Origin of the sequence: Rhizobium favelukesii (genome assembly GCF_000577275.2) — a bacterium.
Lineage (GTDB): Bacteria > Pseudomonadota > Alphaproteobacteria > Rhizobiales > Rhizobiaceae > Rhizobium > Rhizobium favelukesii.
In genome coordinates, this window is record NZ_HG916855.1 from 1,458,356 (window position 1) to 1,482,287 (window position 23,932).

Consider the following 23,932-nt stretch of genomic DNA (forward strand, 5'->3'; position numbering starts at 1 on the left):
CCGACTATTGGTCGGTTCGATAATTGGGGAAGCGCACATGACGACGTTGCAGCAAGTGGCGCAAAGAGCTGGTTGTTCGCTTGCGACGGCGAGCCGAGCCCTTAGGCTCAATGGTTCCGTTAGCGACGCGATGAGCCGGCGCGTTCGGCGCGCTGCCGCCGAGCTCGGCTACCGATCGACAGCTGCAGGTGGCAAGGTTGGCAGACGTCCCGTAATCGGCGTTCTGATCCCGAGCATCACCAATCCCGTCTTCTCCTCGTCCCTATCCGGTATCGAGAACAGGATGCTGGTTGGAGGTCACGGGGTTCTGATTGCGCAATCACACTATGAGCCCGCGCGGGAAGCGGATGCCATACAGGCGTTGTTGAACGACCGGCCGACGGGACTGATCCTGACTTTGTGCGATCCGTTGAGCACCAGAACTTACCGTCATCCATGCCGCCGACCGTCCTCCTCGGCAACCTTCCGACAGAGATGTTTCCGGCCGCCGTCACCGTCGACAACTTCGGGGCGGGATACGAAGCGACGAAAATGCTCACCGCACTTGGCCACAAAGCAATCCTGTTTGTCTCCGGCACCTTTATCGCTTCCGATCGGGCGCGGCTGCGGCATGAGGGTTACCGGCAGGCGATGCTGGAGGACGGTGTCGCAGCGGTGGATCCGGTACAGATTGCCTTCGTTGGCGGCTATGACCAGCTCGATTTGAGCGCCGTCTTGGCCAGGTTTTCGCCAACCGCCATCATTGCCTCCAACGATCTTTTGGCTTTCGGGGTGATCGGGGCCTTGCGGCGCGAGGGACTTTGCGTGCCGCGCGATGTCTCGGTGGTCGGCTTCGACGGCATCGCAATCGGCCAGATGATGGATCCGCCGCTGACGACGATGGAAATGCCGGACGCCAGCATGGGGGCAACGGCCGCCTCGTTGCTCCTGGATATGGCCGAGAACGCGGCACCTGCCCGGCATTTCGATATCGCCTATTGCCTGCGGCGCGGCGGAACAGTTCGCGCGATCTGAAAAGCAAAACCACCGCTACACGGGAGCGGTGGTCGTCGTCCTCATTCAGCTTGGCGATCAGCTGCGTGGCAGCAGACGCTTTACTTCATCAGCAGCGTCGTCCAGCGCTTCCTGCGGCGTCGCGGACTGGTCGACGACACGCGAGGTGTTGTCGACGATCGTCTGTGTGACGCGAACACCATTTGCGCCCGGGAATGCGTACCACGCGATCATGCGCGGCATTTGCTTCAGGCCGGCCTGGAAGAGCGGGTTCTGTTTGTAGAAGTCACCGAGATATTCCGGGGATTTCGCGGCCAGCTCGTTGTTCGGCACATAGCCGGTGCCGGGCACGACGACTGAGGCGCCATAGGGGCCAGCGGCAAACTTGGCGAATTTCCAGGCGGCGTCCTGCTTGGCGGCGTCATGGGTCAGGATGACGACCGCGTTGCCGCCGGTCGGCAACTTGCCATTCACCGGATCGATCAGCGGGATTTCGGCCGTGCGCAGGTCAAACTTGCCGCCGACATTCTTGATCGTGTTGCGCAACGCGCCGGTCGTCTGGAAGGCAAAGCCAACCTTGCCGGCAACGAAGGCCTGCTCGCCGGCGGCCTTGGTGAAGACAGGCATGCCGGCTTCCTTGACCATGCGGTCGATAATGGTCATCGCCTTCTGGCCTTCCGGACCGTTGAAGCCAACGCTGCTTTCGTCTTCGCTCAGCATCTTTCCGCCGGCGCCGAACAGAAGCGCGGAGAACATCCAGTCGTCGCCCTGCCAGCGGAAGTCGATGGAATCACGCCGTTGCCAAGCGCCTTGATCTTGGCGCCAAGTTCGATGACCTCGTCCCAGCTCGTCGGCGGATTGTCCGGGTTGCCGCCTGCGGCCCTCACCAGGTCGGCATTGTAATACATGATCGGGTTCGAGGTCGCGAAGGCGAGGCCGACCTGCTTGCCGTTCACCTGCGCGAGCTTCAGGATGTTGTTCGAGAAGCCCTGTTCCGCCATGCTGTTGTCCTTGGCGATCAGCGGGTCCATGTCGACCGGGATGTCGCGTTCATTGGCCATGCGCAGGCGGTTGAGACCGATGAAGGTCAGGTCCGGCATCTCGGGCGTGCCGACTTGGCGCATGATCGTCTGGATACCTTCCTCGTAGGTCGCCGACGGGTTTGCAAACTGGATCTTGATGTCAGGGTTTTCCTCCATGAACTTCTTCGAGATCGTGTCCATCACGTCCTTGAAGAAACCCGGCATCGGATAATGCACGGTCAGTGTCGTCTCGGCATGGGCCGGAAGCGACACCGTCATGGCGACCGCGGCAGCGGCGAGTATCTGGGTGAAATGCTTCATCGGGTGGCTCCTGGGTTCAGACCGGTCAGCCCTTGAGACCGGTCATGGTGATGCCCTCGACGAAGCGTTTCTGTGCCAGCAGGAAGGCGGCGACGAGGGGGAAGGTGATGATGAGAGCGGCTGCCATCAGCGCGCCGTAGTCGTCTCCGGCCTCCGCGGCGCGGAAATAGAGAAGCCCGAGCGGCGGTGTGGCATAGGCCGGGTTCGAGATGACGATCAGCGGCCAGTAGAGGTCGTTCCAATGCGCCACGACCGAGAAGATCGCAAAGGCGGTGATCGCCGGCCACGCGTTCGGTACGATGACGCGCGCGATGATGCCAACCTCCATCATGCCGTCGAGGCGGGCTGCATGGATCAGATCGTCCGGGATGGAGCGGAAGAACTGCAGGAACAGGAAAATGCCAAAGACCGAGATGGTGAAGGGCGCAACCAACGCAAAATAGCTGTTCAGGCCACCCACCTTATCGAAGGCGACATAGAGCGGCAGCGCGGTTGCATGGATGGGGACCAGCAGGCCGAGCATGACCAGCACCATCATCGCGCGGGCCGCCCGGAATTTGAGCTTCGCCATGGCATAGGCACAGGGGACCGCGATTATCACCTGGATGGCAAGGATCAGCAGGCAGACAATCACGCCGTTGAAAAGCAGGTTGCCCATCGAGACGCGCGACAAGGCCTTTGTGAAGTTCTGAACATAAAACCATTGCTGCGGGACGAGCGACAACGAGGACGTGAAGATGTCGCTCTGTGCCTTGCCGGCCGTCGAGACCATGAAAATATAGGGCGCGAGGAAAACGAGCGCGCCAAGGCTCAGGATTGACAGCCGAACGATCCGGGCGAGGGGGAAGGTGTTCGCGCTCATGTGTAGTGCACCTGCCGGTCCTGGATACGGTACTGCAGGAACATCAGGACGACCAGAATGGCGAGGAAGACGACGGTCATGGCCGAGGCATAGCCGACGCGCAGATAGACAAAGCCTTCCTGGTAGATCGTAAAAAGAAGCACTTCGGAGGCCTTGTTGGGGCCGCCCTCGGTCAGCGTCTTGACCGTTTCGAAGACCTTGACCGAGTTGATGATGCTGATCGTCGTCACGAAAAGTGTCGTCGGCCCGAGCATGGGCCAGGTGACGAGACGGAAGCGATCCCAGCCTGAGCGGGCGCCATCGACTGCCGCTGCAGCATAGAGTTCGCGGGGGATGGCGGTGAGGCCTGCCAGGAAGAGCACCAGGTTGAAGCCCACCGACTGCCAGATGCCGATGATCGACAGGCCATAGAGTACGGTGCTCGATGCGCCGAGCCAGTTCGGGCCCTGGATGCCGATTTGCGACAGCATCGCGTTGACCGGGCCGATGGTCGGATGAAAGAGATATTGCCAGACCGTCGCCATGGCGACGAGCAACGAGGCGACGGGCAGGAAATAGGCTGTCCTGAAGAAGGCGCGGCCGAACCCCTCGGCTTCGATCAGCATGGCAAGGCCAAGCGCCATGAAAATCGAGACCGGAGTGACGATCGCCGTATAGACCGTCGTATTCCAGAGCGAGCGCTTGAAGGTGCGATCGGTCAAGAGCTCTGCGTAATTTTCGACGCCGACGAACTTGAAGCCCGCATAACCGAGCTCGAAATCGGAAAAGCCGAGCGCGATCACTGCTGCGACCGGCACAAGGATGAAAAGGAAGACGAGCACGATCGCCGGCAGGGACAGCAGCCAAGCCGTCCGGGCTTCATGGCGCTCGGCGGTCCTGGACGGGGCATGTGCGATGACGCCCGAGGCTGCGGCACTATCGGCCATGCGCAGCCTCCCGCGCAACGCTGGTCGTCTGCGCCATTGCAGGTTGGCGTGCCCCGTCGGGGCCGAACACGAGAATATGCTCGCAGGCAACATGCAGGCGGATCGGCATGCCGGCGGCAAGGCCGGTGCCTTCAGCGGGCGAGACCTTGGCGATCATGGTTTCGCCGATCGCATCCAGACGGCTATGGACGATGATCTCGGAGCCGAGGAATTCGACGCGCTCGACGCGGGCCGGCAGGCCGCTATCACCGCCGCGCGCAATGCGGACAAATTCCGGTCGAATGCCGAGCGTCACTGCCGCGCCGGCCGAAAGAGTGCGGTTGGAGAGCGCACAGCGCACGTTACCGAGAGCCACCGTCGAATCCGTCTCGATCTGCGAAGGCAGAAGATTGATGCGCGGCTGGCCGATGAACGTTGCGACTTCAATATGCAGCGGATCGTCATAGATGACCCGCGGTGGCGAAAGCTGGAGGAGTGCGCCGCCGATCATCACGGCGACCCGGTCTGCCATGGAAAGTGCTTCGGCTTGGTCGTGGGTGACGTAAAGGGTCGGTACTCCGGCGCGGCGATGCAGGTCGACGATCTCGCCACGGGCATGCACACGCAGGTTGGCGTCGAGGTTGGAAAGCGGCTCGTCCATCAAAAAGACCGCCGGCTGGCGCACCATGGCACGGCCGAGAGCGACGCGCTGGCGCTGTCCGCCCGACATCTGGCCCGGCTTGCGGTCGAGAAGGTGATCGATCTTCAAAGAAGCCGCCATGCTGCGCACATCGCGCTTGATGTCGGCGATCGCCTTGCGCTGGCCGGGTATCAGTGACCCGATGAAGGGCAGGCGCTGGGTGCGCGTCAGCCGGCGCATGACGAGCGGCACGGCGATATTCTGGGCGGCGGTCAGGTGCGGATAAAGTGCATAGGATTGGAAAACCATCGCGATGTTGCGCTCGGCCGCCTTGAGGGTGCTGATGTCCCTGTTCGCAACTTTAATCTCGCCGCCATCGGCGGTCTCGAGGCCAGCCAGGATGCGCAGCAACGTGCTTTTGCCGCAGCCGGATGGACCGATCAGCGCGATGAATTCGCCCGGCTCCGCATCGAGGCTGACGCCCTTCAGGATCGGGCTGCTGCCAAAGGATTTATGGATGCCGCGAATGGATAGGGCGCTCATTCAGCCATCTCCGTCTTGACGGCTTTCGGATAGACCTCGTGCACCACTTCATCGAGCACATGCGCTGTCATGCCCGGCACGGTGACGATCTCGCTTGTGACATCCTCGCGAAGTGTATGGATGACAGCACCGACGAGACGTTCGCCCGGCATTGCACGCTCCATCTTGTCGATGATGAAGGCAGCCGACGGACCCCAGACAAGCGATGTGGTTTCGAAGCGTCCCTGCCAGGCCCAGTGGAGGTGACCACTGGCAAAGAGCGGTACGTCGTGGGCAGCAATCAGATCGTAGAGCCGCCTGCGCTGGCTTGGCCCGACGGACCAGTAGCCCGTATCGCCTTCATGCGGCTCGTCGACGAAAAGCGGCTTGTGAGCAAACAGCGCCAGACGGCGACCGTTGCGTTCCTTGAACACGGTCTGCAACCACTCAAACTGCGCTTCCTCCTCATCGTCCTCGTGGCCGAGAAGCAGCGAGTTGAGGCCGACGAGGCGCCAGCCATTCGCGTCTTCGATCCAGCGGTCGTCGCCGGCAAGCGCGCGCCACCGCTGGAGGCGCTCTTGATTCACCGGCTGATCCGAGCCTGGCAGGTGGCCGACGTCGTGATTGCCCGGCACGATGAGCATCGGGATCGACGTCTGCCGCATAAGATCCATGCAGAAGGTGATGTCGCTTTCCTTGTCGGCGCCGTCGACCGTGAGGTCGCCGGTATGGACGACGAGGTCAGCATCCGTAGCCTCGATCCAATTCAGAAGAGGCGCCCAGTTGCCATTGAAATGCGCCTTCTCGGGGCTGAAATGGGTGTCGGTGATCTGGATGATTTTCACAGGGGGCCGCTCTCCGGTTCGGGAGCGTGCCGGACCATGAGGCACGCTTGCTTGCAGCCTCTTTAATACTGGCCTGTGTCAGGCCCGTAACATCGTTTTCCAACGCCGTTTCTTTTTCGTCGCACAACTGTCACGCAGATGACGGTGTTCTGTTCGGAATTGAACTGGTGCGCAGCGGTGCAATCAGGGCGCGGTGGTGTACTTGTTACGGCAACTCCCGTGCCTATCTCCCTTCAGGTGAGATTTCACGAAAGGCGCCGATGAGCCCGTCGGCGGATCAGATTGCAGCAGCCAGAGGAGACGTTGATGCAAGATCCCCTTGTCGTCCACCGCGAGACCCACATTTCGGCGCCGCCTTCTGCGGTTTTTGCTTTGCTCACCGATCCCGAAAAAATCCTGCGCTGGATGGGGACTGAGGCGCAAGTCGAGCCTCAGCCAGGTGGCCTTTATCTCGTCAACGTGACCGGCGCTCGCTTCGCGCGGGGCTCCTTCCGGGAGGTTGTGCCTGTCCACCGGCTCGCCTACAGCTTTGGCTGGGACGGGAGCGAGATTGTACCGCCCGGGTCGAGCTTGGTGGAGATAGACCTGATCGAGAAGCCGGACGGGACCCTGTTGCGGTTGACCCATACCGGATTGCCGAATGCCGAACAGTGTGCCGGACATGCGGAAGGCTGGGAGCATTATATCGGCAGACTGGCGCAATACGCCGCCGGGCGCGATCCGGGCCCAGATCCCTGGTCCGGTCGGGTTTGATGGCTCTTCTCCAGTTCCCGTCGGCTCTGCGATGAGCAGATTGAACCGCGAGTGACAGGTTTCAGTCGACATGGCATGATCTAGGCATGGATCTGCCCCCCTCCCTTGCATGGCTGGTCGACGAAGCCGGCGCATCGCCGGATCCCGAGTGGTTCCTGGCCGAATTGGGCCGCAGGCTGCTGACAGACGGGTTGCCGCTGGCAGGCGGCGCCCTGACACTGGCGGCACCGCACCCCATCATCGCCCGCCGCACGTGGTTGTGGCGGGCCGAAACCGGAGCTGTGATCGAGGCTTTAAGCTTCACCGATGTTTCACACAATCAGGCCGGGCATGAATGGTTGGCTGGCCTTGGACCAGTCCAGGAGGATACGGTGGGCTCGGCAGCCGATAGCCCAGTTCTGGGGTGGGCTGGAACGCGGGCGTTTACTGCGGCCGAGGCCGGCAAACTGCACGAGGCGGCACGATTTGCGCTACCATCCCTGGTGGCGCTGGCGGCAAGGGCAGGGTTGGCCGCGCTGCTCGAGGCCTATCTTGGTCGACGAAGCGCCGCCAGGGTGCGGGCCGGTGCTCTGTCTCGCGGCACCGGCGAAACGATACGGGCGGCTTTGTTGTGCGCGGATCTGCGCGACTTCACGGCGCTCTCCGAGGCGACGGAACCTGCGGTGATGATCGCCACGCTCGACGCCTGGTTTGATCGCATCGCCGGTGCGGTCCACGCTTTCGGCGGTGAGGTGTTGAAGTTCATGGGCGATGGGGTACTGGCAATCTTCCCCGTCACGACTACGCCCGGCGAGGCATGCGAGGCGGCATTACGCGCGGTTGCCTCTGCCCGCGCCGGCATGGCCCATCTCGATACCGTGCGCCAAGACCAGGGGTTGCCGCCACTCCCCTTCGGTGTGGCACTCCATTTCGGGGAGATCCTCTGGGGCAATATCGGCGCCGCCGACCGATTGGATTTCACTGCGATCGGGCCGGCCGTCAATTTGGTCAGCCGGCTTGAAGGGCTATGCAAGCCTCTGGGGTTGACCGTGTTGCTTTCCGGCGCGGTCGCCGAAAAGACAACTGCCACGCTGGTTCCTGTGGGCCGCCACGGGTTGCGCGGGATTGCTGAACCCTGCGAGGTCTTCACGCTGCCCGGCGACTGAGACTGCCGCGACGATGGGCTGTAGCTACTTGCCTAGAACCAAACATCTGCGACCGTGCGCGCGTCCGGCGGCAGATCCTCGAAACTGTGGAGACCATCAAACCGCTGCAGCCGAACGTCAGCCACCTCAGCTGGTTCGGCCAGACGGAGGTTGACGGCGATTCTTGTCTCTCCGTTGCGACTTGGCCTCAACGCGCGCCAGCTGACGAGGTTGCCGCAGCGACGACAGAAGTTGAAGGAAAGGCTCTGCGAGCCGCAAATATAAGCGGCGAGTGCGTCGGTTTCGTCTTCGACGTGAATTCCTTGGCCATCATAGTCATAGGCCCACAGCACGCCGTAGCGTCGGCAAACCGTGCAGTTACAGATCGTGGCATCTGGAATGGTGCCGCGAAACTCCCAGTGAACGGCCCCGCAATGACAGGAGCCGCGGGTAATTTTGGGGACGGCGCGATATGCTTCGTCTGTGGTCATGCAAATCCTCCCCGACGATTGCCGGTCATTCTAACGCAGATGAACCAAGGCGTGTATAGCGACGCACGCCCGGCCGTGCTGCTCGGTCCGTCTGACGTTTTCAGGTTGCCCAGCCAGCTCCTACTTCGCGGCCGCATCTCCTGTTCCCCGCCCGGCCAAAGTGCTGATCACGAGGACAATGTCCTGCCAAAAACCTGCTTTTTGAATGTAGCGGGCGTCGGCTTCAGCGAGCGCCTCGGGCGTCGACATGTCAATTCCTTGAAGCTGAGCCAGTCCCGTTATGCCAGGCCTCACGGAAAATACGTTGCGCTTGCGTCGCGCAGCGATGACGTCTTGCTGCGTGGGCAGACACGGGCGAGGGCCAACGAAGCTCATCTCTCCGCGCAAAACGTTGATGAGCTGAGGGAGTTCGTCGAGTTTGTATGCCCGCAGTTTTCGGCCGAGCGGTGTGATCCAGGATAAAGCTGCATCATGAGAGCCGACACTGGGAGAACCTGCCGCCATCGTGCGAAATTTGATGCAAACAAACGGTACTTCGGCCCGGCCGACCCGCTCCTGAAGAAACAGCGCGCCGCCAGGGGATGATCGCCGCACGAGGACCATGAGGATAACCAGGACCGGCGCGAGAACGAGAAGTCCGAGACACGCAGCGCAGATATCAAACAGTCGCTTCAAAGATCGGTTAAAGCCGTTCAGCATCGAAAGATTCAAGTTCCTGTAATCAAATGTTGACGCCAAAAGCTCTCAAAGTGAGCGCTTCAAGCCGTTTCGCATATCAAAAGGCGGATTCCAGTCCAATAGCCTGCGCGTATGCGATATGTCCACTTCCAGCCAATCGGTAAGGCGGCTTACGAGCTCTCCTTTGCCCATTGCCCGGCCAAGAATACGCAGAACGGCGCAAGGACAGGGAAGCAATCGCGCCGGGCGCCCCATGGCAGCTGCCAGCCGCCGCAGCAGCTCGGGCGTCGAGACGGCCACGTCATCGCCTGCCAGCAGTATCTGGCCAGGCGCGGCGGGATGAAATACTGCCGTCACGATGAGATCGGTAAGATTTTCGACGTAGACCATGGACCTTCGATTGTCGATCGAAGCCAGGGGCAGCGGAATTCCGCTCCGAACGAGCTGCGTGAGAGCGCGGAAGCTGCCCGAAGCGCCGCGCCCGTAGACCAGCGGCGGGCGAATGATGACGATCTCCATGCCAGTTGTCTTGGACAATGCGATCAGAGCTCGTTCTGCTTCAAATTTTGACACGGCATACTCAGTCGTCGGATGAGGAAGGTCATGCGGCGTGAATGGACGCCCCCTGACCGATCGTTCGCCGTTCACCTTAATCGTGCTGATAAATATGAACCGCTTGACCCCATAGGCGGCCGCCTGCCGAGCAAGGTTGATTGTCCCTTCGGTGTTCACCGTTCGGAAAACTGCAGGTCCTGAGTTTGATCCATCGATGACATTTTGATTTGCCGCCGCAAGATGAATGACGGCTTCAATGCCAACCAAAGCGGCTTTCCAATCCGTCCCACCATCGATATTGCCAACGGCAAAACATCCCGCTTGAGCGGAGCGGCCGGCCGCCCTGAATGCAAAGTCGCGGATGCGAAGTGCGTGCTGAAGATCCTGACCGACAAAACCTGTCGCGCCGGTAACGAGTATCATACTCAGCTCCCAACAGACGGCAGCACGGACGCCGTGACACAGGCCGTCACTGGGTCGCTCCCTGCCGAATGGAGACGAGGTCAACCACGCCGTCGAATGGGCGATAGTCTCTCACAAGCTCGCTCAGAATGCGGCGCAGCCCCTCGACATCTCCCTCGTCGGCGGCCGAGCTCAATTGCCGAAGTTTCGGCGTCAGTATCTCCCACTCGATAAACCGCTCCCGCGCACGCATGATTTTGGGATGTTCAGTGGGCTCGGGATTGTCGCCGATCAGCAGTTCTTCGTAGAGCTTTTCTCCCGGCCGCAGGCCGGTAGTAACAATACTGATATCTCCCGACGGATTTCGTTCGTCTTCGATGGTCAAACCGGATAGCTCCACCATGCGTCGGGCAAGATCGATAATTTTGACCGGCTCGCCCATGTCGAGGACGAAGACATCGCCTCCTTTGGCCATGGACCCGGCCTGAATGACGAGCTCGGTCGCCTCCGGCACCGTCATGAAGAAGCGTGTGATTTCGGGATGCGTTAACGTGATAGGGCCACCCTGGCGAATTTGCTGGCGAAACAAGGGAACGACCGAACCGGAAGATCCCAATACGTTGCCAAACCGCACCATCGTGAGAACGGTCGAGGCGCCTTCGGCCGCCAATCCTTGAAGCGCCATTTCCGCGAGCCGTTTGGTGGCACCCATGACGTTGGTTGGCCTGACGGCCTTGTCCGTACTGATCAGTATGAACCTTTCTGCGCCGGTATCGATCGCTGCTCGCGCGACCGCAACAGTGCCAAAGATGTTCGTTTTGACCCCTTCGACCGGGTTCTTTTCGACCAGCGGTACATGCTTGTAGGCTGCCGCATGATAGACGGTGTTTGGTCGCCAGGTCTCCATAATCTTCTGGATTCGAAGCTCATCGCAAACGTTTGCAAGCAGCGGCACAATCTGGAGCCCGGCGTCCGGGTTGTTGCCGGTAAGTTCATTCTCCAAGGCATAGAGCCCATATTCATTTTGGTCGAGGATCAGCAATGCAGCCGGCTTCAGCCGAGCCAGTCCGCGGCAGAGTTCGCTGCCGATTGATCCGGCCGCGCCTGTCACGAGCACGACCCGTCCACGGATGTTGCGTTCCAAGAGCGCTTGATCCGGCTGAACCGGTGTGCGACCCAGCAGATCCTCAATATCCAGTTCCTGCAGATCGGTGAACTCCGCCTGGCCGCCGGCAAGGGCGTTCAGGTCGGGGACAGTGCGAACTGCAACGCGCGCGCCCCTGAGTTGCTCCAGAATTTCGTTCCGACGCAGCCGATCAATTTTAGGAAGCGCCAAGAGGATCGTGCGGACGTTCAGCCGCGTGCTCAATTCAACGATTTTTTCCGGATCGTAAACCGCAACGCCGCCAATGAGACTTCCATGCAGGCTTTTGTCATCGTCCAGATAGCCGACGACCTTGAAATCGGCACTGCCGCTCAGCGCGCCGGCGACCTGCCTGCCGCCGGATCCAGCACCATAGATGAGCATGTTCGTCTGCGTGTTCTGCCGCAGTATCCGCTTGTAGGCCTCACTGAGGAAATATCTTGCCATAAAGCGGTTTAGGCCGATCGCCAGCAGCAACAACAACGGCTGCATAATGCCGATCGTGCGGGGAATTCCCGGAAAGCTGATGGCAGTAAAAACGGCCATGAACGCAAGGCCGTAAATCGTTATGGCTTTGATCACCGTGATGAACGCTGACCAGCCGAGAAAGCGGAAGATCGCCCGGTAAAGACCCATTGTGATGAAGATCGGCAGGGCAATCACAAGGGAGACTGGAATTGTTACGAGCTGCATACCCGAAAGCGTCACCCAGTCATTCAAGCGAAAGCAGAAGGCCAGCCAGATCGTCAGAATGCAAAGGCACGAATCAACCAGCACCGCCAACGCCCGTTTGGTCGGTCTCGGCAGATCAAGAATGCTTTGAACATATCTGTCGGAAACCGCCCGCATCGGCCCTATCCCTGCAGGTGAGCTGGGATTGCGTCGGACGGTTCGCCGGTAGGTAGAGCGACGGTACCGCGTTGGGCAATCGAGCCGGCACGCAGCCTTATCGAACAGGCAAAGCAGGTGGCCGCAAATAGCAGGGCGTAGGATTCGCCAAGGGCAAGCCGGTTATTCGAATTGCTGAGGATCGTGAAGGCAAAGTAGACCGCGAACGTCAGGTAGCAAGCAAAAGCGCTCTTGCTGATCACGCCGGCCGCCGAAGCCCGATAAACACGATAGATGGCCGAGATAACGATCAGCGCCAATATGGCGAGACCGGTAAAGCCATATCGGACCAGGATCTCAAGATAGCCATTGTGCATCAGCGTGTAAGTCACACCGCGATAAGGCGTTGTTTGCCAGATGGTGAGCCACGAATTGCCGCTGCCGAAGGCCGGTGCCGCGGATATGACATCGATTGCGTTGGCCCACAGCTGCAACCGCTCATCGAGTGACTGTGGCGTCTCCGACGAGGCGATTGCGTCCTGCATGACGCGTTCCAACGAAACGCCGCTATCCAGCCGTTCGACGATCATCACAACTGAATTGAACGTGGCAGCCCCGAAGTGTGCCACGTTGTCACGAACCTCGTAGACGCCCCACGATAAAAGCAAAAGGCCGCTGGTGGCGGCGACGAGCACAGTCTTTCGCCTGAGGTAGAAAAGCGTCGCGGCAGTCATCAGGCCAAGCGCTGGCAGTAGTGCCAACCAGACGCCCTTCGACTTGGCGCCATAAATATTGAAAATCGCCAGGCCGATCACGGTCACGGCGACCGCTGAGACAACGGCCTTGGTGCGCGCTGCGGCCCCAATCTCCCACTGGTGCAATGCCCAGTAAAAGGCGCCGATGAAGATAAAGCCGCACCCGACGGCTGCATGAATCGAATTATGATGGAAGGCAGGGGAGATCCGCTCGCCTGCCACGATCGCGGAAAACGGCGTCGAGACGATGAACAGGACAAGCGCACTGCAGAAGAAAGCCAGCAAAATCGGCTTGATCAGATTCCAGCTCATATGCAGCGCCAGGCCCATCGCAGGAAAAAAGATCGCAAAAGCGTAGAGCCATTCGGATGCGCCTCTTTCACCGTCGACGATCAATCCGAAGAGAAATCGCAACAAAGCCAAGGCACCCCAGGCGACACATAAGATCGCCAACCAGTCGGTCAAGGACGCCCGCAGAGGGACCTTGCGAAGCATAAGGGATAGGCCCATGAGCAGGATGGCGGCGTATCGATAGAAATCGCTTTCGATCAACGTCACTGACATCATACCCAGCCATAAGATGGCGATGACGACGTGAAGGGCTGCCGACTTCACCTGACTGTTAGATGTAGGCATTGTCATGATAGTGCATACCGTATTCGGCGGGCATACTCGACTAAGCGAAGAAAGTGCGTTCCGATTTTACGAACGCCTCGCAACTTCACGGCGCGGTATTGGGCCCTGTTGGCAATCTGGCTCACAGCTGAGCGTTCGGACAGTTCGACGATATTTTGCCGGACGGTAAAGATGTTAACGCCCGTCTTCCATCCGCGCTCAAGGGTCATGTCGTAGGGAAATTCGATATTGTTGGCGCTTTCAAGCAGCTTGCGGGCGCCTTCGCGCGTGACCAGATAGCAAGCTGCGGACCCTTGCGGACCGTGCAGACAGCGCCCAATGGAATCGCCATACTCCGAGATGGCCACCGTTCGGCACCACTTCGACCTGTGATTGAGCAACTTTACCACCTCTGCGGAAGGCACTGCTTTTAAGATCGCGGCTGCCCTCAGCGTGAAATCCTGACGCAATTCCACGTCGTCTTCCATAATGATGGCGTTTTCAAAGTTGCTTGAGAGAAAAGCTTCCAGCGCCCTCATGTGAGCACGGTAGCAGCCATATTCGCCAGGCAGCATCTGCCGGCCATTCCGGCGCAAGAACTCTTTTTCGTTGAATCCGGATCTTTGCGCTGCGGGGATCGCGCTCCCATCGACACCGGGGATTCGGTCGATCTGCATGCCAGCCAATGTCGCCTGCGACGATACTTCTGACCATCGCTTTGCCGAGCTGTCCAGATTGATCACGTACGCGCCGATCAGACGTTGCAAACGCTTCTTTCCTGTTGCTGTGTTCAATTTGAGCATCTGATCCGCGTCATTTGTGGCACTCTTTTGGCCCTTGCGCGCCCAGGAGATGATAGGACCCGCAAGTCGAGGGCCGCTTTCGACGGCTTGAATAGATAATATTTCTGCCCATTCCTATCTACAACAGCTTCTGCGTGTGTGTCCACAATTGTAACAGCGACAATTGCGTGAAGCACAGCAAGGGCGCCAGGGTTTGGAACTCCTGCTGTGGCAAGCTCAAGCGCAATGCAGCGCAATGTCTCCTATCGTCGTACTCGCGCATCTTTGCAACCCCGATGTGGATCGCATGGGCAAATTCCAAGCAATTTCGCGGTTTGGCTCCCCAGATTTTGCTTGCACGGGCCGGGTGGTGGCCGCGCATCACGACGGAAGCTGCAGTGCAGACGAGATCGAAAGTCTGTCGCTGTCTGTTGGTGCTGCCAATCGCTCTTGCGCCCGCTGGCGCCTCTGTTAAGCATTCTCATGTTTGGAAACGAAACGTAAATGAAAGAGGCCGAACCCATGTTCCTGAGCGATCGCCAAACCGAAATAGTTGGCATGGCCAAGTCGAACGGCCGCGTTTTCGTCGAGGAACTCGCGACCCATTTCTCTGTCACCCCGCAAACGATCCGCAAGGATCTGAACGACCTTTGCGATGCACAGATTCTCACGCGCGTTCATGGCGGCGCGACGTTTCCAAGCGGCACCGAGAATGTAAAGTATGAGGCCAGACGACAGATCGCCGCGACCGAAAAGCAGGCGATCGGCGTCGCGGCAGCTGGCCTTATTCCGAACAATGCCTCGCTTTTCATCAATATTGGCACGACGACGGAGGCTGTCGGTGAGGCGCTGATGAACCATCACGAGCTGATGGTGATTACCAACAATATCAACGTTGCCAATAGACTGCGGCTGCTTCCGACCATCGAGGTTGTCATAGCCGGCGGTGTGGTGCGTGGTTCGGATGGCGGCATTGTGGGCGAGGCGGCCGTTGATTTCATCAGGCAGTTCAAGGTGGACTATGCCGTGATCGGCGCGTCCGCTATCGACGAGGACGGCGCGCTGCTTGACTATGACTTTCGCGAAGTGAAGGTGGCGCAAGCAATCATCGCCAACGCGCGGCATGTCATCCTTGTGGCCGATTCGACAAAATTCGAGCGGACTGCCCCGGTGCGCATCGCGCAGCTTCCTCAAGTGCACACCTTCATCACCGATCGATGCATTACGCCTTCGATCCGTCGTCTGTGTCAGGAAAACAGCGTGAAGTTGATCGAGACGGGGTCAGCGCCTGCATAGTCACTGATAATTTGGGGTTCATTTGATCGGAACCCTGCGCTAGCCTTTGGCCATGAGTCTAGAAACCGTTCGCGCGTTTTTCAGCGCCCATGCTCCCGATATCGAGATTGTCGAAACCGTAAAAAGTTCCTCGACGGTGGCATTGGCTGCGCAGGCGCATGGCGTCGATCCCGCCCAGATCGCCAAGACGATCTGCCTGCGTGTCGGTGAGGAAACCATGTTGGTCGTTGCCGGCGGTCTGGCGCGGCTCGACAACAGGAAGTTCAAGGAGACCTTCGGAGGCAAGGGCCGGATGCTTGGGCCCGAGGAGGTTGTGGAGGTTACAAGCCATCCTGTTGGTGGTGTCTGCCCCTTCGGATTGCCAAGGATTTTGCCGATCTACTGTGATGTTTCGCTGCGGCGATTTGATGAAGTGGTGCCGGCTGCCGGTTCCGCCAACTCGGCCGTGCGCATATCGACCGCGCGCCTGGCGGAACTGACAGGGGCGACCTGGGTCGACGTGTGCCAATAAAGATCGGCGCGCCTCAAGCTTCAAACCGGCAAAGCAGTCCCTATATAAGCTCCTGACATGCACTGGTTGTCATGACAGGAGAGATTGGATGCCTCGTGCCGTTTCGCGTTTTGCCAAGATTGCGGCAATTGCCGTTTTGACAGGCGCTAGCGTATTTGCCTCGATCGGCGAGGCCGATGCGCGCCGTGCGGGCAGCTCCGGGTTCGGCAGCCGTGGCACGCGGACTTTCCAGGCGCCGCCCGTCACGAGCACCGCGCCTTCGCCGGCCGCCCCTATTGAGCGTTCGATGACGCCTCGCTCGCAAACCAACGCGCCGTACGCTGGTCAGCAGCCTCTCGGTACGCAAAGGCCCGGCCTGTTCAATGGTTTTGGAAGGTCGATGATCGGCGGCCTGATTGCCGGCGGACTGCTTGGGATGTTGCTCGGCCACGGTTTTGGCGGCGGCTTCGGATTCCTCGGCATGCTGTTGCAGATCGCCCTGATTGCGATTGCGATTTCCTTTGCCATGCGCTTCTTTGCCAATCGACGTCAACCGGCTTATGGCGGTCAAAGCCACGGGGGAGCCAGCAACATGGCCCCGAGCCGCAACGCGTCGTTTCAGATTCCCTCGATCGGGTCGGCGGCAGGTTTTGGGCAGCAGCAGGCAAACACAAAGCCGAACGACGAGGTCGGCCTGGGCAAGCGCGATCTCGACCGCTTCGAGGAACTGCTGACCGCGGTGCAGACCGCCTACGGGGCCGAAGACTATGGCACATTGCGTCGCCTGACGACGCCCGAAGCCATGTCCTATCTTGCCGAGGAACTTGGGGAGAATGCGACGAACGGCGTCCGCAACGACGTGTCGAACGTCAAGCTGCTGCAGGGCGATATTGCCGAAGCCTGGCGGGAAGATGGGGCGGACTACGCAACCCTCGCCATGCGCTATTCCTCAATCGACGCTCTCGTCGAGCGGGCGAACGGCAAACTCGTCAGCGGCGATAACAGTCGGCCGACGGAAACGACGGAAGTCTGGACATTCGTGCGCAGGGGCGCAGACGAGTGGAAGCTTGCCGCGATCCAAGGCACCGACCAGCGCGCCGCGTAACCCCACGCGGCGAATGCCTTTCAACCCTCTTGAGCCGCGGGGACGACCCAAAGCGGGCGATCGTCCCGCTTGTTGCGCAGGGCCGGCGCTGACTGATCCTCGACGGCGAGGCCTTCTTCGCCTTCGTGAACGTCGACTTCATAGGTATAATCGTAGAGCATTTCGCATGCGCGCTCGTTGGCTTTGATCTTCGCCTCGGTTTCGCCGATCGCCGCCGAAATTGCCTTGATACGGGCACGCAACATGGAGCCGAGGATATCGGTCGCCGGCCGCTTTTCCAGCCGCTCCAGGTGATGCTCGATGCGTGAGGCGTGACGCTCGAGTTCGCGCTTGCTGAAACGCGCCTTGCGCATTTCCTCCGAAAGGTCGGAGCGCATGCGGGCCAGCGGATCAAACGTACCTGGCTCGCGCTCATCCAAGGTGAGCTGATTGACGAGCTTTTCGATCACCATAAGGGCCTGCAAGTCAATCGGATCGGCGAGCTCGACATCATAGCCCGTGTCATCAAACACCTTTCTGCGGACTGGATCCAACAGAAGCTCGTAGGCCTTTTGGACACGGCTGAACGCATCCGGGTCACCGCCGGAGTCTGGATGCGTCGTCTTCGCGCGACGCCGATACGCGGCCTTCACCTGGTCGTCGGTTGCATCTCGCCGGACGCCGAGAATCTCATAAGGATTGGTCACCATCCCTCCGTCGCTGTTCGGACATTGCCGTGACACCCGTGAAGGGCATTCCGTCCATCGAGGCTTTCTTCTACCATCACTGGGGCGGAGTTTGGACAAAAAGAATAAACAAAGTCGCACGAACGAAGGGCGGACTGAGCCAGGCATTTTGATAGGAAGGTCCGAGATGCCGATTCCGATGAAGCCGCCCCTTTGTTCCGAGATGATTGCGCCCCCGGATTCCGGGATGATCTCGCCCCCTTGAGGCTGGGGTCCTGCTGGCTGTGATTGTTGTCAGTTCATTCGTGTAACGAGTCAAGATTTCCGGCGCTGATTTCGCCGCAAGCTTTCGCCGGATAGGTCGATGCGGTGGGCGTTGTGAACGAGGCGATCGAGGATGGCATCGGCGTAGGTTGGGTTGCCGATGATCTCGTGCCAGGCTGATACCGGAAGCTGGCTGGTGATAATCGTCGAGCGGCGTCCGTAGCGATCTTCGAGGATCTCCAGGAGGTCGTGGCGTGCCTGCTCATTGAGCGGTTCCAGACCCCAGTCATCAAGGATCAAGAGCTGGACGTGGCCGAGGGTTCGCTGCAGCCTTGCATAGCGGCCGTCGCCGTGGGCAAGAGCGAGATTGGCAAACAAGCGTGGCACGCGTTGATAAAGAACTGAGCGATCGTCGCGGCAGGCCTTGTGCCCGAGTGCACAGGCTAACCAGCTTTTGCCAACGCCAGATGGCCCGCAAATCGCGAGGTTGTCGTGGGCATCAATCCAGTCGCCGCCGATCAGCTTCATGAACAGCGCACGATCGAGACCGCGGTCGCTGCGGTAATCGACATCCTCAGGCACAGCATGATGGCGAAGCTTGGCAAACCGCAGCCGGGCGGCAAGCTTGCGATCGTGGCGCGAACTCCATTCTCGCTCCAGCAGTAGCCCGAGCCATTCGGCATGGGAGAGTTGTTCGCTCTCACCGTTGGTCAGCAGTTCGTTGAACGCCTTGGCCATGCCAGTCAGGCCCATGGCATTCAATTTATCAAGGGTAGGATGTGCAAGCATATGTCGTCTCCTCAGTGGTAATAGCGGGGACCGCGGATGTTGGAGTGGTTGATCGGCTCGGGTGATGATGCGCCTGATGACGCCGACGGTCGGTCAAGGTGATTGTCGAGAATGGAACGCACCGAGCCATAGGTTCGAGCGCCGATTTCCAATGCCCGGCCGCAGGCTGCATTGACCCTCTCGCGCTCAAACGCTTTGACGAGGCGGATAATGCCCAGACAGGCTCTGTAGCCCTGTTCGGGATGCGGTCGATCGGCAAGAATACGCTCGCAGAGCAATGCAACGTCTGAGCCGATCGCGGAGGCTTCGCGGCTGATACGTTCGATCGTCCAGTCGGCAAAGCGGCGATGCGATGACGGCATGTGCTCGGGCGTTGTCGTGTGCTTGCCATTGCCACTCGAACGCCTGTGGGCGGCAATCCGCTCACCTTTGTGGAAGATCTCGATGGTATTGGCGGTGATGCGGGCCTCGACCTGCTCACGCGCAAAGCGGTAGGGCACCGAGTAATAGTGCTTGTCGATATCGACATGATAATCGAGACCGGCCCTGCGTATCTTCCATTCCGCAAAGACGTATCGTTCCACAGGCAGCGGACGCAGGGCGGGATAATCCAGCTCTTCGAACAATTGCCGTCGCGTGCGCCCGACGCGACGCAGGACGCGCCTGTCGTTGAGATCAGCGAGCAATTCAGCAATCGCCGCATTCACGTCGGCAAGGCTGTAAAAGACGCGGTGGCGTAGTCGACCCAGCAGCCAGCGCTCGACAATGCGAACCGCGGCTTCGACCTTCGCCTTCTTTCAAGTCCAGGACTGCAGCTCGTGCAACTAGCCAAGCGCGCATAGAGTTTGAAGTAACGCACCCCTTTCATCCCTGGCGTGGCCAGCGTTTCGTTCTGGCGACGCGCAAGCAGAATTGGGGCGAAGACCGCGTCATGTTCTATGACGTTCAAGGACGACTGCGTTCGCTGCCGGCCTCGTGGACGGATGTCGATGAGATCGACGCATTCCGCCAGATAGCCGCAGGTCGGTCCTTCTCGCGCCCAGACGATCTGTCGGCGCTGGCGTCATTGATTGCTCACATCAAGGACCACCATGGAGATTGAAGATGCGTCAAGTAAATTACGCCGCAAATGTCAAGGTAATTATGCCGCGACTACGATGTTTGCGACGGCTTCCTTATGTGAAGTATCATTATAATGCAAGCGCTTTGGCTAATAGCTCGATATAATTCAATTGACACTAAAGTCGGCAGCGGCATATTTTACGTTACATGCAGGAGGCGCCTATGACCAAAGAAAGCAAGCCCGATCGCCTGCGCCAGATGGGCGCTCTCAACCCCAGACCCGAGGGCGTCCACGCGTCCTGGTTCCGGGAAGCAGGTTTCTTTGATCCGCTCGATCTCGTGCAAGTGAAGTACGAGATGCTTCGTCACGCCCGCCAAGACGGCACTAACAAAGCCGATGCGGCCGCGCTTTTCGGGCTGTCCCGGCAGACCTATTATCAAGCGGAGGCCGCGTTCGAGCGCGATGGCATTGCCGGCCTCTTGCCGCGCACCCGCGGGCCGAAGTCAGCCCACAAGCTTACTGGCGAGGTCATGCGTCTCGTCGAGGAGCATCTCGATGCGAACGGCCAACTGCAGGCCCGTTCGCTGGCGGAACTGGTGCATTCGAGACTGGGCATCAGCGTCCATCCTCGCAGTATCGAACGCGCGGTGGCGCGTAAAAAAAACGATGACGGGCGGACGCACGCAATCACCATGCCGGCGAACGGCAAGGAGATTTACGAAGCGCTCCGCGCCGATGTTGTTTGCGGCACGGCTTGCGCAAGGCGGATGGGCGCCATCGTCTTTCACGGACTATGGCGCGGCCTGGCCGTGCTGATCACGCCAGAGCAGTCCACGATAGCGCGACAGCAGTCGGCGCCTCGGTCCACGACAACTTCAGTGGTCGCGCACGATCGCCAGCTCGTGCACATGCTCGCCAATATGGTGCTGGCAGCAGAGACAGGAGGAAGCCATGTCTACTGATAACGCCATGAAGATTAGTGCCGATCACCTGCGGCGCGATGCATTTCTCTACGTCCGCCAGTCCTCCCTTCGTCAGGTGTTCGAGAACACCGAGAGCACGAAGCGACAATATGCATTGCGGGACAGGGCGGTGGCGCTGGGTTGGCCGATTGAGCGCGTCCACGTCATCGACAACGACCTCGGCCTTTCCGGTGCACAGTCGCAGGACCGCGACGGATTTCAGCGCTTGGTGAGCGAGGTCGCGATGGGGCACGCAGGGATCGTGCTGGGACTGGAAGTATCTCGCCTGGCTCGCAACAATGCTGACTGGCATCGCCTTCTTGAGTTGGCCGCCATGTCGCGCACGCTCATCATGGATGAAGATGGCGTCTACGACGCGGCGTCCTTCAACGATCGTATGTTGCTCGGATTGAAGGGCACGATGAGTGAGGCCGAACTGCACATCCTGAAGTCTCGACTGCAAGGTGGCATTCTTAATAAGGCGCGTCGTGGGGAGCTCGAGTTACCGTTGCCGATCGGATTCGTTTACACGCCTGATACGCGCGTGGTGCTCGATCCGGATCGCCAGATCCAGGACACGGTGCGCATGCTGTTCGATACCTTCCGGGAGGCGGGCTCAGCTTGTGCGGTCGTGCGCCGCCTGCGTAGCGAGAAGATCCTGTTTCCTCGGCGCATTCGGCGCGGTCTCGGCAAGGGTGATGTCCTTTGGAGCGAGATAGACCACTCCCGTCTGCTTCAGATTTTGCACAATCCCCGATACGCTGGCGCTTTCGCGTACGGACGCACACGCACTGTCTACAATGCCAAGCTGAAGTCCGTACAGCAGAAGATGCCGAGGTCCGACTGGCAGGTGCTCATCCCTCAGGCCCACGAAGGCTATATCTCATGGGATGAGTTCGAGCGTAATCAATCAAGCCTGGAACAAAATGCAGTCGGTTTTTCTCCGGGCCTGCGGGGTCGTATGCCTCGCCAGGGCAGCGGCTTGTTGCAAGGTCGAGTTTTGTGCGGTCGATGCGGCGCCCGCATGCGGGTCCATTATGAACAGTTCGAGGACAAGCTTCGTCCCTATTACGTCTGCAACGAGGCCGTCGTTCGTCACGCTGGAAAGACCTGCCAATGGGCAAGAGGACCTGCGATCGATGAAGCGGTCAGCGCGTTGCTGCTTGAAGCAATGGCACCGACGGCGATAGAAGTCGCGCTGGCGGTACAGCAGGAGATCTCACAACGTGTCGAGCAAGCCGCCTCGCTGCGCGACAAGCAGCTACAGCGCGCCCGGTATGAGGCTGAACTCGCACGTCGCCGCTATCTGAAGGTCGATCCCGACAACCGCTTGGTTGTCGACGCACTCGAAGCGGACTGGAATGGCAAACTACGCGACCTCGATGCGCTTCAGCGCGAACATGAGCGTCAAAACGAGACAGACCAGTTATTGTTGAATGGCCCTACGCAGGAACGGATTCGGGCGCTGGCCGCCGATTTTCCTCGCATCTGGAACCACGAACATACAAGCGCTGTCGAGCGCAAACGCATGCTTGGTCTCCTCATCGAAGACGTGACGCTGCTGGTCGACGAGCAGATCAACATGCACATACGCTGGCGCGGAGGGCGCACGCAAAGCCTGGCAGTCGCTCGTCCCCGGCCCATGGCAGTGATCCGCAAGACCCCGGAAGCGGTCGTAGCGTTGATCAACGAACTGCTGGAGACCGACAACGACCAGCAGATTGCCAGTCGTCTCAATACGCTCGGGCATCGTAACTGGCGCGGTGAGCCTTTTACGCTGAAGAAGGTCATGCTCGTTCGTCGAGCCTATGGGCTGAAGACCCGGTTCGAACGGTTGCGCGAGAGCGGCATGCTTACCGGCGAGGAAGTCGCCCGCCAGCTTGGCGTCAGCACCACAACCGTCCACCAACTCGGACGCGATGGCGTTCTCAAGCGCCACCGCTACGCTACCAACCATCGTTACCTGTATGAGCCTCCAGGCAACGTCAGACTCGCAAAAGGCGTCGGCGGTCGCTATGGTAGCCGCCAACCCCGGTTGATTGGCGCTCAACAAATCCAACAAGGTGCATCGTGATGTCCGCTCCTTGTCGCGCGGGCGGCGCGGTCGTGCCGGAAGAACAGCGCTTCCGTAATGAGCCGCCATCCCGGCATAGGTGCGATTGACCTGCGGATCAAAATGGCAGGCCTTGATGACGGCGACCTTGGCGTTGTCGGGAACCAGCAACGCCGGTGCGCCACCGAACGCCTCAAGCGCAAGCAGGTGACATTCGATCCAGTCGGGCAACGTTTCGCTCCAGCGAGCATGTGCAAATGAAAGGCTCGATGCGCCGAGCACTGCGACGAACAGGTGGGCTTGCCGCGTCTTTCCCGACAATCTGTCGACGACCACCGTGACCGTGTCGCCGGCATAATCGACGAACAGCTTGTCGCCGGCCGCATGGTTTTGGCGCGTTGTCACCGGCAGCTTCAGCGCCCAGCCGCGATACAAATCACAGTAACGGCTGTAGCGATATCCCTCGGGATGAAGGCCGATATACTCGTCCCAGAGGATCTGCAGCGTCACATGCTTGCGCTTCAGTTCCCGGTGAACAAGAGCCCAATCCGGCTCAGCGCTGCGGCGATGACCGGTCTTCGTGCCGGCAGCCTTGTAGAGAGCCGCTTCCAACATCGCATCGCTGACGTCCTCGCCCAACGGCCAGGAAAGCCCAGCAATGTCCACACGGCGCAGCGTCTCACGCACCGTCGACGGCGCCGCACCAACGCGCACCGCAATCGACTTGTGGCCAAGGCCTTCCTCAAATCTGTATCTCAGTATCTCGCGGACACGCCGCATCTTCAGTCTCTCCGCTGGCATCGCGTTCCTTCCTCTCAGGCAACTGAAAGGACGAACGTCTCACCAGCAGAACACCCCGACAAACACCCCAATCAGAGGGCGGCATCATCTCGGAACAAGGGGGCGGTTAATTCTCGGAATTGGGGGGCGGCATTATTTCGGAATGCGGGGGCGGATTGCCTCGGAATCTGCAGTCCGAGATGTCAAAAAGCTTGAACTGCCCGTAAT

General features: G+C 59.8%; 20 protein-coding genes and 4 pseudogenes. 9 read left to right on the forward strand and 15 right to left on the reverse strand.

Going from position 1 to position 23,932, the window contains the following annotated elements:
- Positions 1-37 precede the first annotated feature (37 nt).
- Positions 38-1,014: pseudogene (locus LPU83_RS70365) on the forward strand (substrate-binding domain-containing protein).
- 57 nt (positions 1,015-1,071) lie between these two features.
- Here LPU83_RS70365 and LPU83_RS70370 read toward each other — a convergent pair.
- The 5 genes and pseudogenes from LPU83_RS70370 to LPU83_RS70390 all read right to left on the reverse strand — a co-directional run bounded on the left by LPU83_RS70370 (position 1,072) and on the right by LPU83_RS70390 (position 6,110).
- A pseudogene (locus LPU83_RS70370) lies at positions 1,072-2,336 on the reverse strand (ABC transporter substrate-binding protein).
- Positions 2,337-2,361: 25 nt separating this feature from the next.
- Positions 2,362-3,198 (reverse strand): carbohydrate ABC transporter permease, encoded by an 837-nt coding sequence (locus LPU83_RS70375; RefSeq protein WP_024317398.1) that lies wholly within the window; start codon positions 3,196-3,198, stop codon positions 2,362-2,364.
- Positions 3,195-4,124 carry a carbohydrate ABC transporter permease gene (locus tag LPU83_RS70380; protein WP_024317397.1) on the reverse strand — a complete coding sequence of 310 codons (930 nt, stop codon included), beginning with the start codon at positions 4,122-4,124 and terminating at the stop codon, positions 3,195-3,197. The genes LPU83_RS70375 and LPU83_RS70380 overlap by 4 nt, the downstream gene beginning before the upstream one ends.
- Positions 4,114-5,286 (reverse strand): ABC transporter ATP-binding protein, encoded by a 1,173-nt coding sequence (locus tag LPU83_RS70385; RefSeq protein WP_029710304.1) that lies wholly within the window; start codon positions 5,284-5,286, stop codon positions 4,114-4,116. The genes LPU83_RS70380 and LPU83_RS70385 overlap by 11 nt, the downstream gene beginning before the upstream one ends.
- Entirely contained in the window at positions 5,283-6,110 is an 828-nt protein-coding gene (locus LPU83_RS70390; RefSeq protein ID WP_024317394.1) for a metallophosphoesterase family protein, read from the reverse strand. Before LPU83_RS70390 ends, LPU83_RS70385 begins: the two co-directional genes overlap by 4 nt.
- Before the next feature lie 306 nt (positions 6,111-6,416).
- Here LPU83_RS70390 and LPU83_RS70395 point away from each other — a divergent pair, with 306 nt between their 5' ends.
- Complete coding sequence (locus tag LPU83_RS70395) at positions 6,417-6,863, forward strand: SRPBCC family protein (RefSeq protein ID WP_024317393.1); 447 nt, start codon at positions 6,417-6,419, stop codon at positions 6,861-6,863.
- A gap of 86 nt (positions 6,864-6,949) precedes the next feature.
- Positions 6,950-8,008, forward strand: coding sequence for an adenylate/guanylate cyclase domain-containing protein (locus tag LPU83_RS70400; protein WP_024317392.1), 1,059 nt, complete (start codon positions 6,950-6,952; stop codon positions 8,006-8,008).
- A gap of 32 nt (positions 8,009-8,040) precedes the next feature.
- Here LPU83_RS70400 and LPU83_RS70405 read toward each other — a convergent pair whose 3' ends face one another.
- The 6 genes from LPU83_RS70405 to LPU83_RS70430 all read right to left on the reverse strand — a co-directional run bounded on the left by LPU83_RS70405 (position 8,041) and on the right by LPU83_RS70430 (position 14,258).
- Positions 8,041-8,478: a GFA family protein gene (locus LPU83_RS70405; protein ID WP_024317391.1), complete on the reverse strand. Its 438-nt coding sequence runs from the start codon at positions 8,476-8,478 to the stop codon at positions 8,041-8,043.
- Positions 8,479-8,598: 120 nt separating this feature from the next.
- Complete coding sequence (locus tag LPU83_RS70410) at positions 8,599-9,177, reverse strand: sugar transferase (RefSeq protein WP_024317390.1); 579 nt, start codon at positions 9,175-9,177, stop codon at positions 8,599-8,601.
- Between the two features lie 45 nt (positions 9,178-9,222).
- Positions 9,223-10,134, reverse strand: coding sequence for an NAD-dependent epimerase/dehydratase family protein (locus tag LPU83_RS70415; RefSeq protein WP_024317389.1), 912 nt, complete (start codon positions 10,132-10,134; stop codon positions 9,223-9,225).
- Between the two features lie 46 nt (positions 10,135-10,180).
- A complete protein-coding gene (locus LPU83_RS70420) occupies positions 10,181-12,106 on the reverse strand; it encodes a polysaccharide biosynthesis protein (protein WP_024317388.1) in 1,926 nt (641 codons plus the stop codon).
- Between the two features lie 5 nt (positions 12,107-12,111).
- Positions 12,112-13,482, reverse strand: a complete 1,371-nt coding sequence (locus LPU83_RS70425) for an O-antigen ligase family protein (protein ID WP_024317387.1) — start codon at positions 13,480-13,482, stop codon at positions 12,112-12,114.
- The gene (locus tag LPU83_RS70430; RefSeq protein ID WP_051166725.1) at positions 13,479-14,258 is read right to left on the reverse strand and encodes a glycosyltransferase family 25 protein; all 780 of its coding nucleotides are present in this window, start codon (positions 14,256-14,258) and stop codon (positions 13,479-13,481) included. The genes LPU83_RS70425 and LPU83_RS70430 overlap by 4 nt, the downstream gene beginning before the upstream one ends.
- A gap of 501 nt (positions 14,259-14,759) precedes the next feature.
- On the opposite strand from LPU83_RS70430, the gene LPU83_RS70435 reads away from it, so the two are divergent.
- The 3 genes from LPU83_RS70435 (at position 14,760) to LPU83_RS70445 (ending at position 17,128) form a co-directional block, all read left to right on the forward strand.
- The gene (locus LPU83_RS70435; RefSeq protein ID WP_024317384.1) at positions 14,760-15,533 is read left to right on the forward strand and encodes a DeoR/GlpR family DNA-binding transcription regulator; all 774 of its coding nucleotides are present in this window, start codon (positions 14,760-14,762) and stop codon (positions 15,531-15,533) included.
- Positions 15,534-15,585: 52 nt separating this feature from the next.
- The gene (locus LPU83_RS70440; RefSeq protein ID WP_024317383.1) at positions 15,586-16,044 is read left to right on the forward strand and encodes a YbaK/EbsC family protein; all 459 of its coding nucleotides are present in this window, start codon (positions 15,586-15,588) and stop codon (positions 16,042-16,044) included.
- A gap of 88 nt (positions 16,045-16,132) precedes the next feature.
- On the forward strand, positions 16,133-17,128 hold the full coding sequence (locus LPU83_RS70445; protein WP_024317382.1) for a Tim44 domain-containing protein: 996 nt from the start codon (positions 16,133-16,135) through the stop codon (positions 17,126-17,128).
- A 20-nt stretch (positions 17,129-17,148) separates the two neighbouring features.
- Here the strand turns inward: LPU83_RS70445 and LPU83_RS70450 are convergent, their stop codons facing one another.
- The 3 genes and pseudogenes from LPU83_RS70450 to LPU83_RS70460 form a co-directional block, all read right to left on the reverse strand.
- Complete coding sequence (locus LPU83_RS70450) at positions 17,149-17,814, reverse strand: J domain-containing protein (protein ID WP_024317381.1); 666 nt, start codon at positions 17,812-17,814, stop codon at positions 17,149-17,151.
- A gap of 294 nt (positions 17,815-18,108) precedes the next feature.
- Positions 18,109-18,846 carry an IS21-like element ISRel16 family helper ATPase IstB gene (istB, locus tag LPU83_RS70455; RefSeq protein ID WP_024317380.1) on the reverse strand — a complete coding sequence of 246 codons (738 nt, stop codon included), beginning with the start codon at positions 18,844-18,846 and terminating at the stop codon, positions 18,109-18,111.
- An 11-nt stretch (positions 18,847-18,857) separates the two neighbouring features.
- Positions 18,858-19,640, reverse strand: a pseudogene (locus LPU83_RS70460) (Mu transposase domain-containing protein); the annotation flags it as partial.
- A 98-nt stretch (positions 19,641-19,738) separates the two neighbouring features.
- On the opposite strand from LPU83_RS70460, the gene LPU83_RS70465 reads away from it, so the two are divergent.
- From LPU83_RS70465 to LPU83_RS70475, 3 genes are all read left to right on the forward strand, one after another.
- Entirely contained in the window at positions 19,739-19,948 is a 210-nt protein-coding gene (locus LPU83_RS70465; protein WP_231052163.1) for a DUF5372 family protein, read from the forward strand.
- A gap of 182 nt (positions 19,949-20,130) precedes the next feature.
- Complete coding sequence (locus LPU83_RS70470; RefSeq protein WP_082321367.1) at positions 20,131-20,871, forward strand: helix-turn-helix domain-containing protein; 741 nt, start codon at positions 20,131-20,133, stop codon at positions 20,869-20,871.
- Positions 20,861-22,945 carry a recombinase family protein gene (locus tag LPU83_RS70475; protein ID WP_037068928.1) on the forward strand — a complete coding sequence of 695 codons (2,085 nt, stop codon included), beginning with the start codon at positions 20,861-20,863 and terminating at the stop codon, positions 22,943-22,945. Before LPU83_RS70470 ends, LPU83_RS70475 begins: the two co-directional genes overlap by 11 nt.
- A 3-nt stretch (positions 22,946-22,948) precedes the next feature.
- Here LPU83_RS70475 and istA read toward each other — a convergent pair.
- Positions 22,949-23,704, reverse strand: a pseudogene (istA, locus tag LPU83_RS70480) (IS21 family transposase); the annotation flags it as partial.
- Positions 23,705-23,932: the final 228 nt, after the last annotated feature.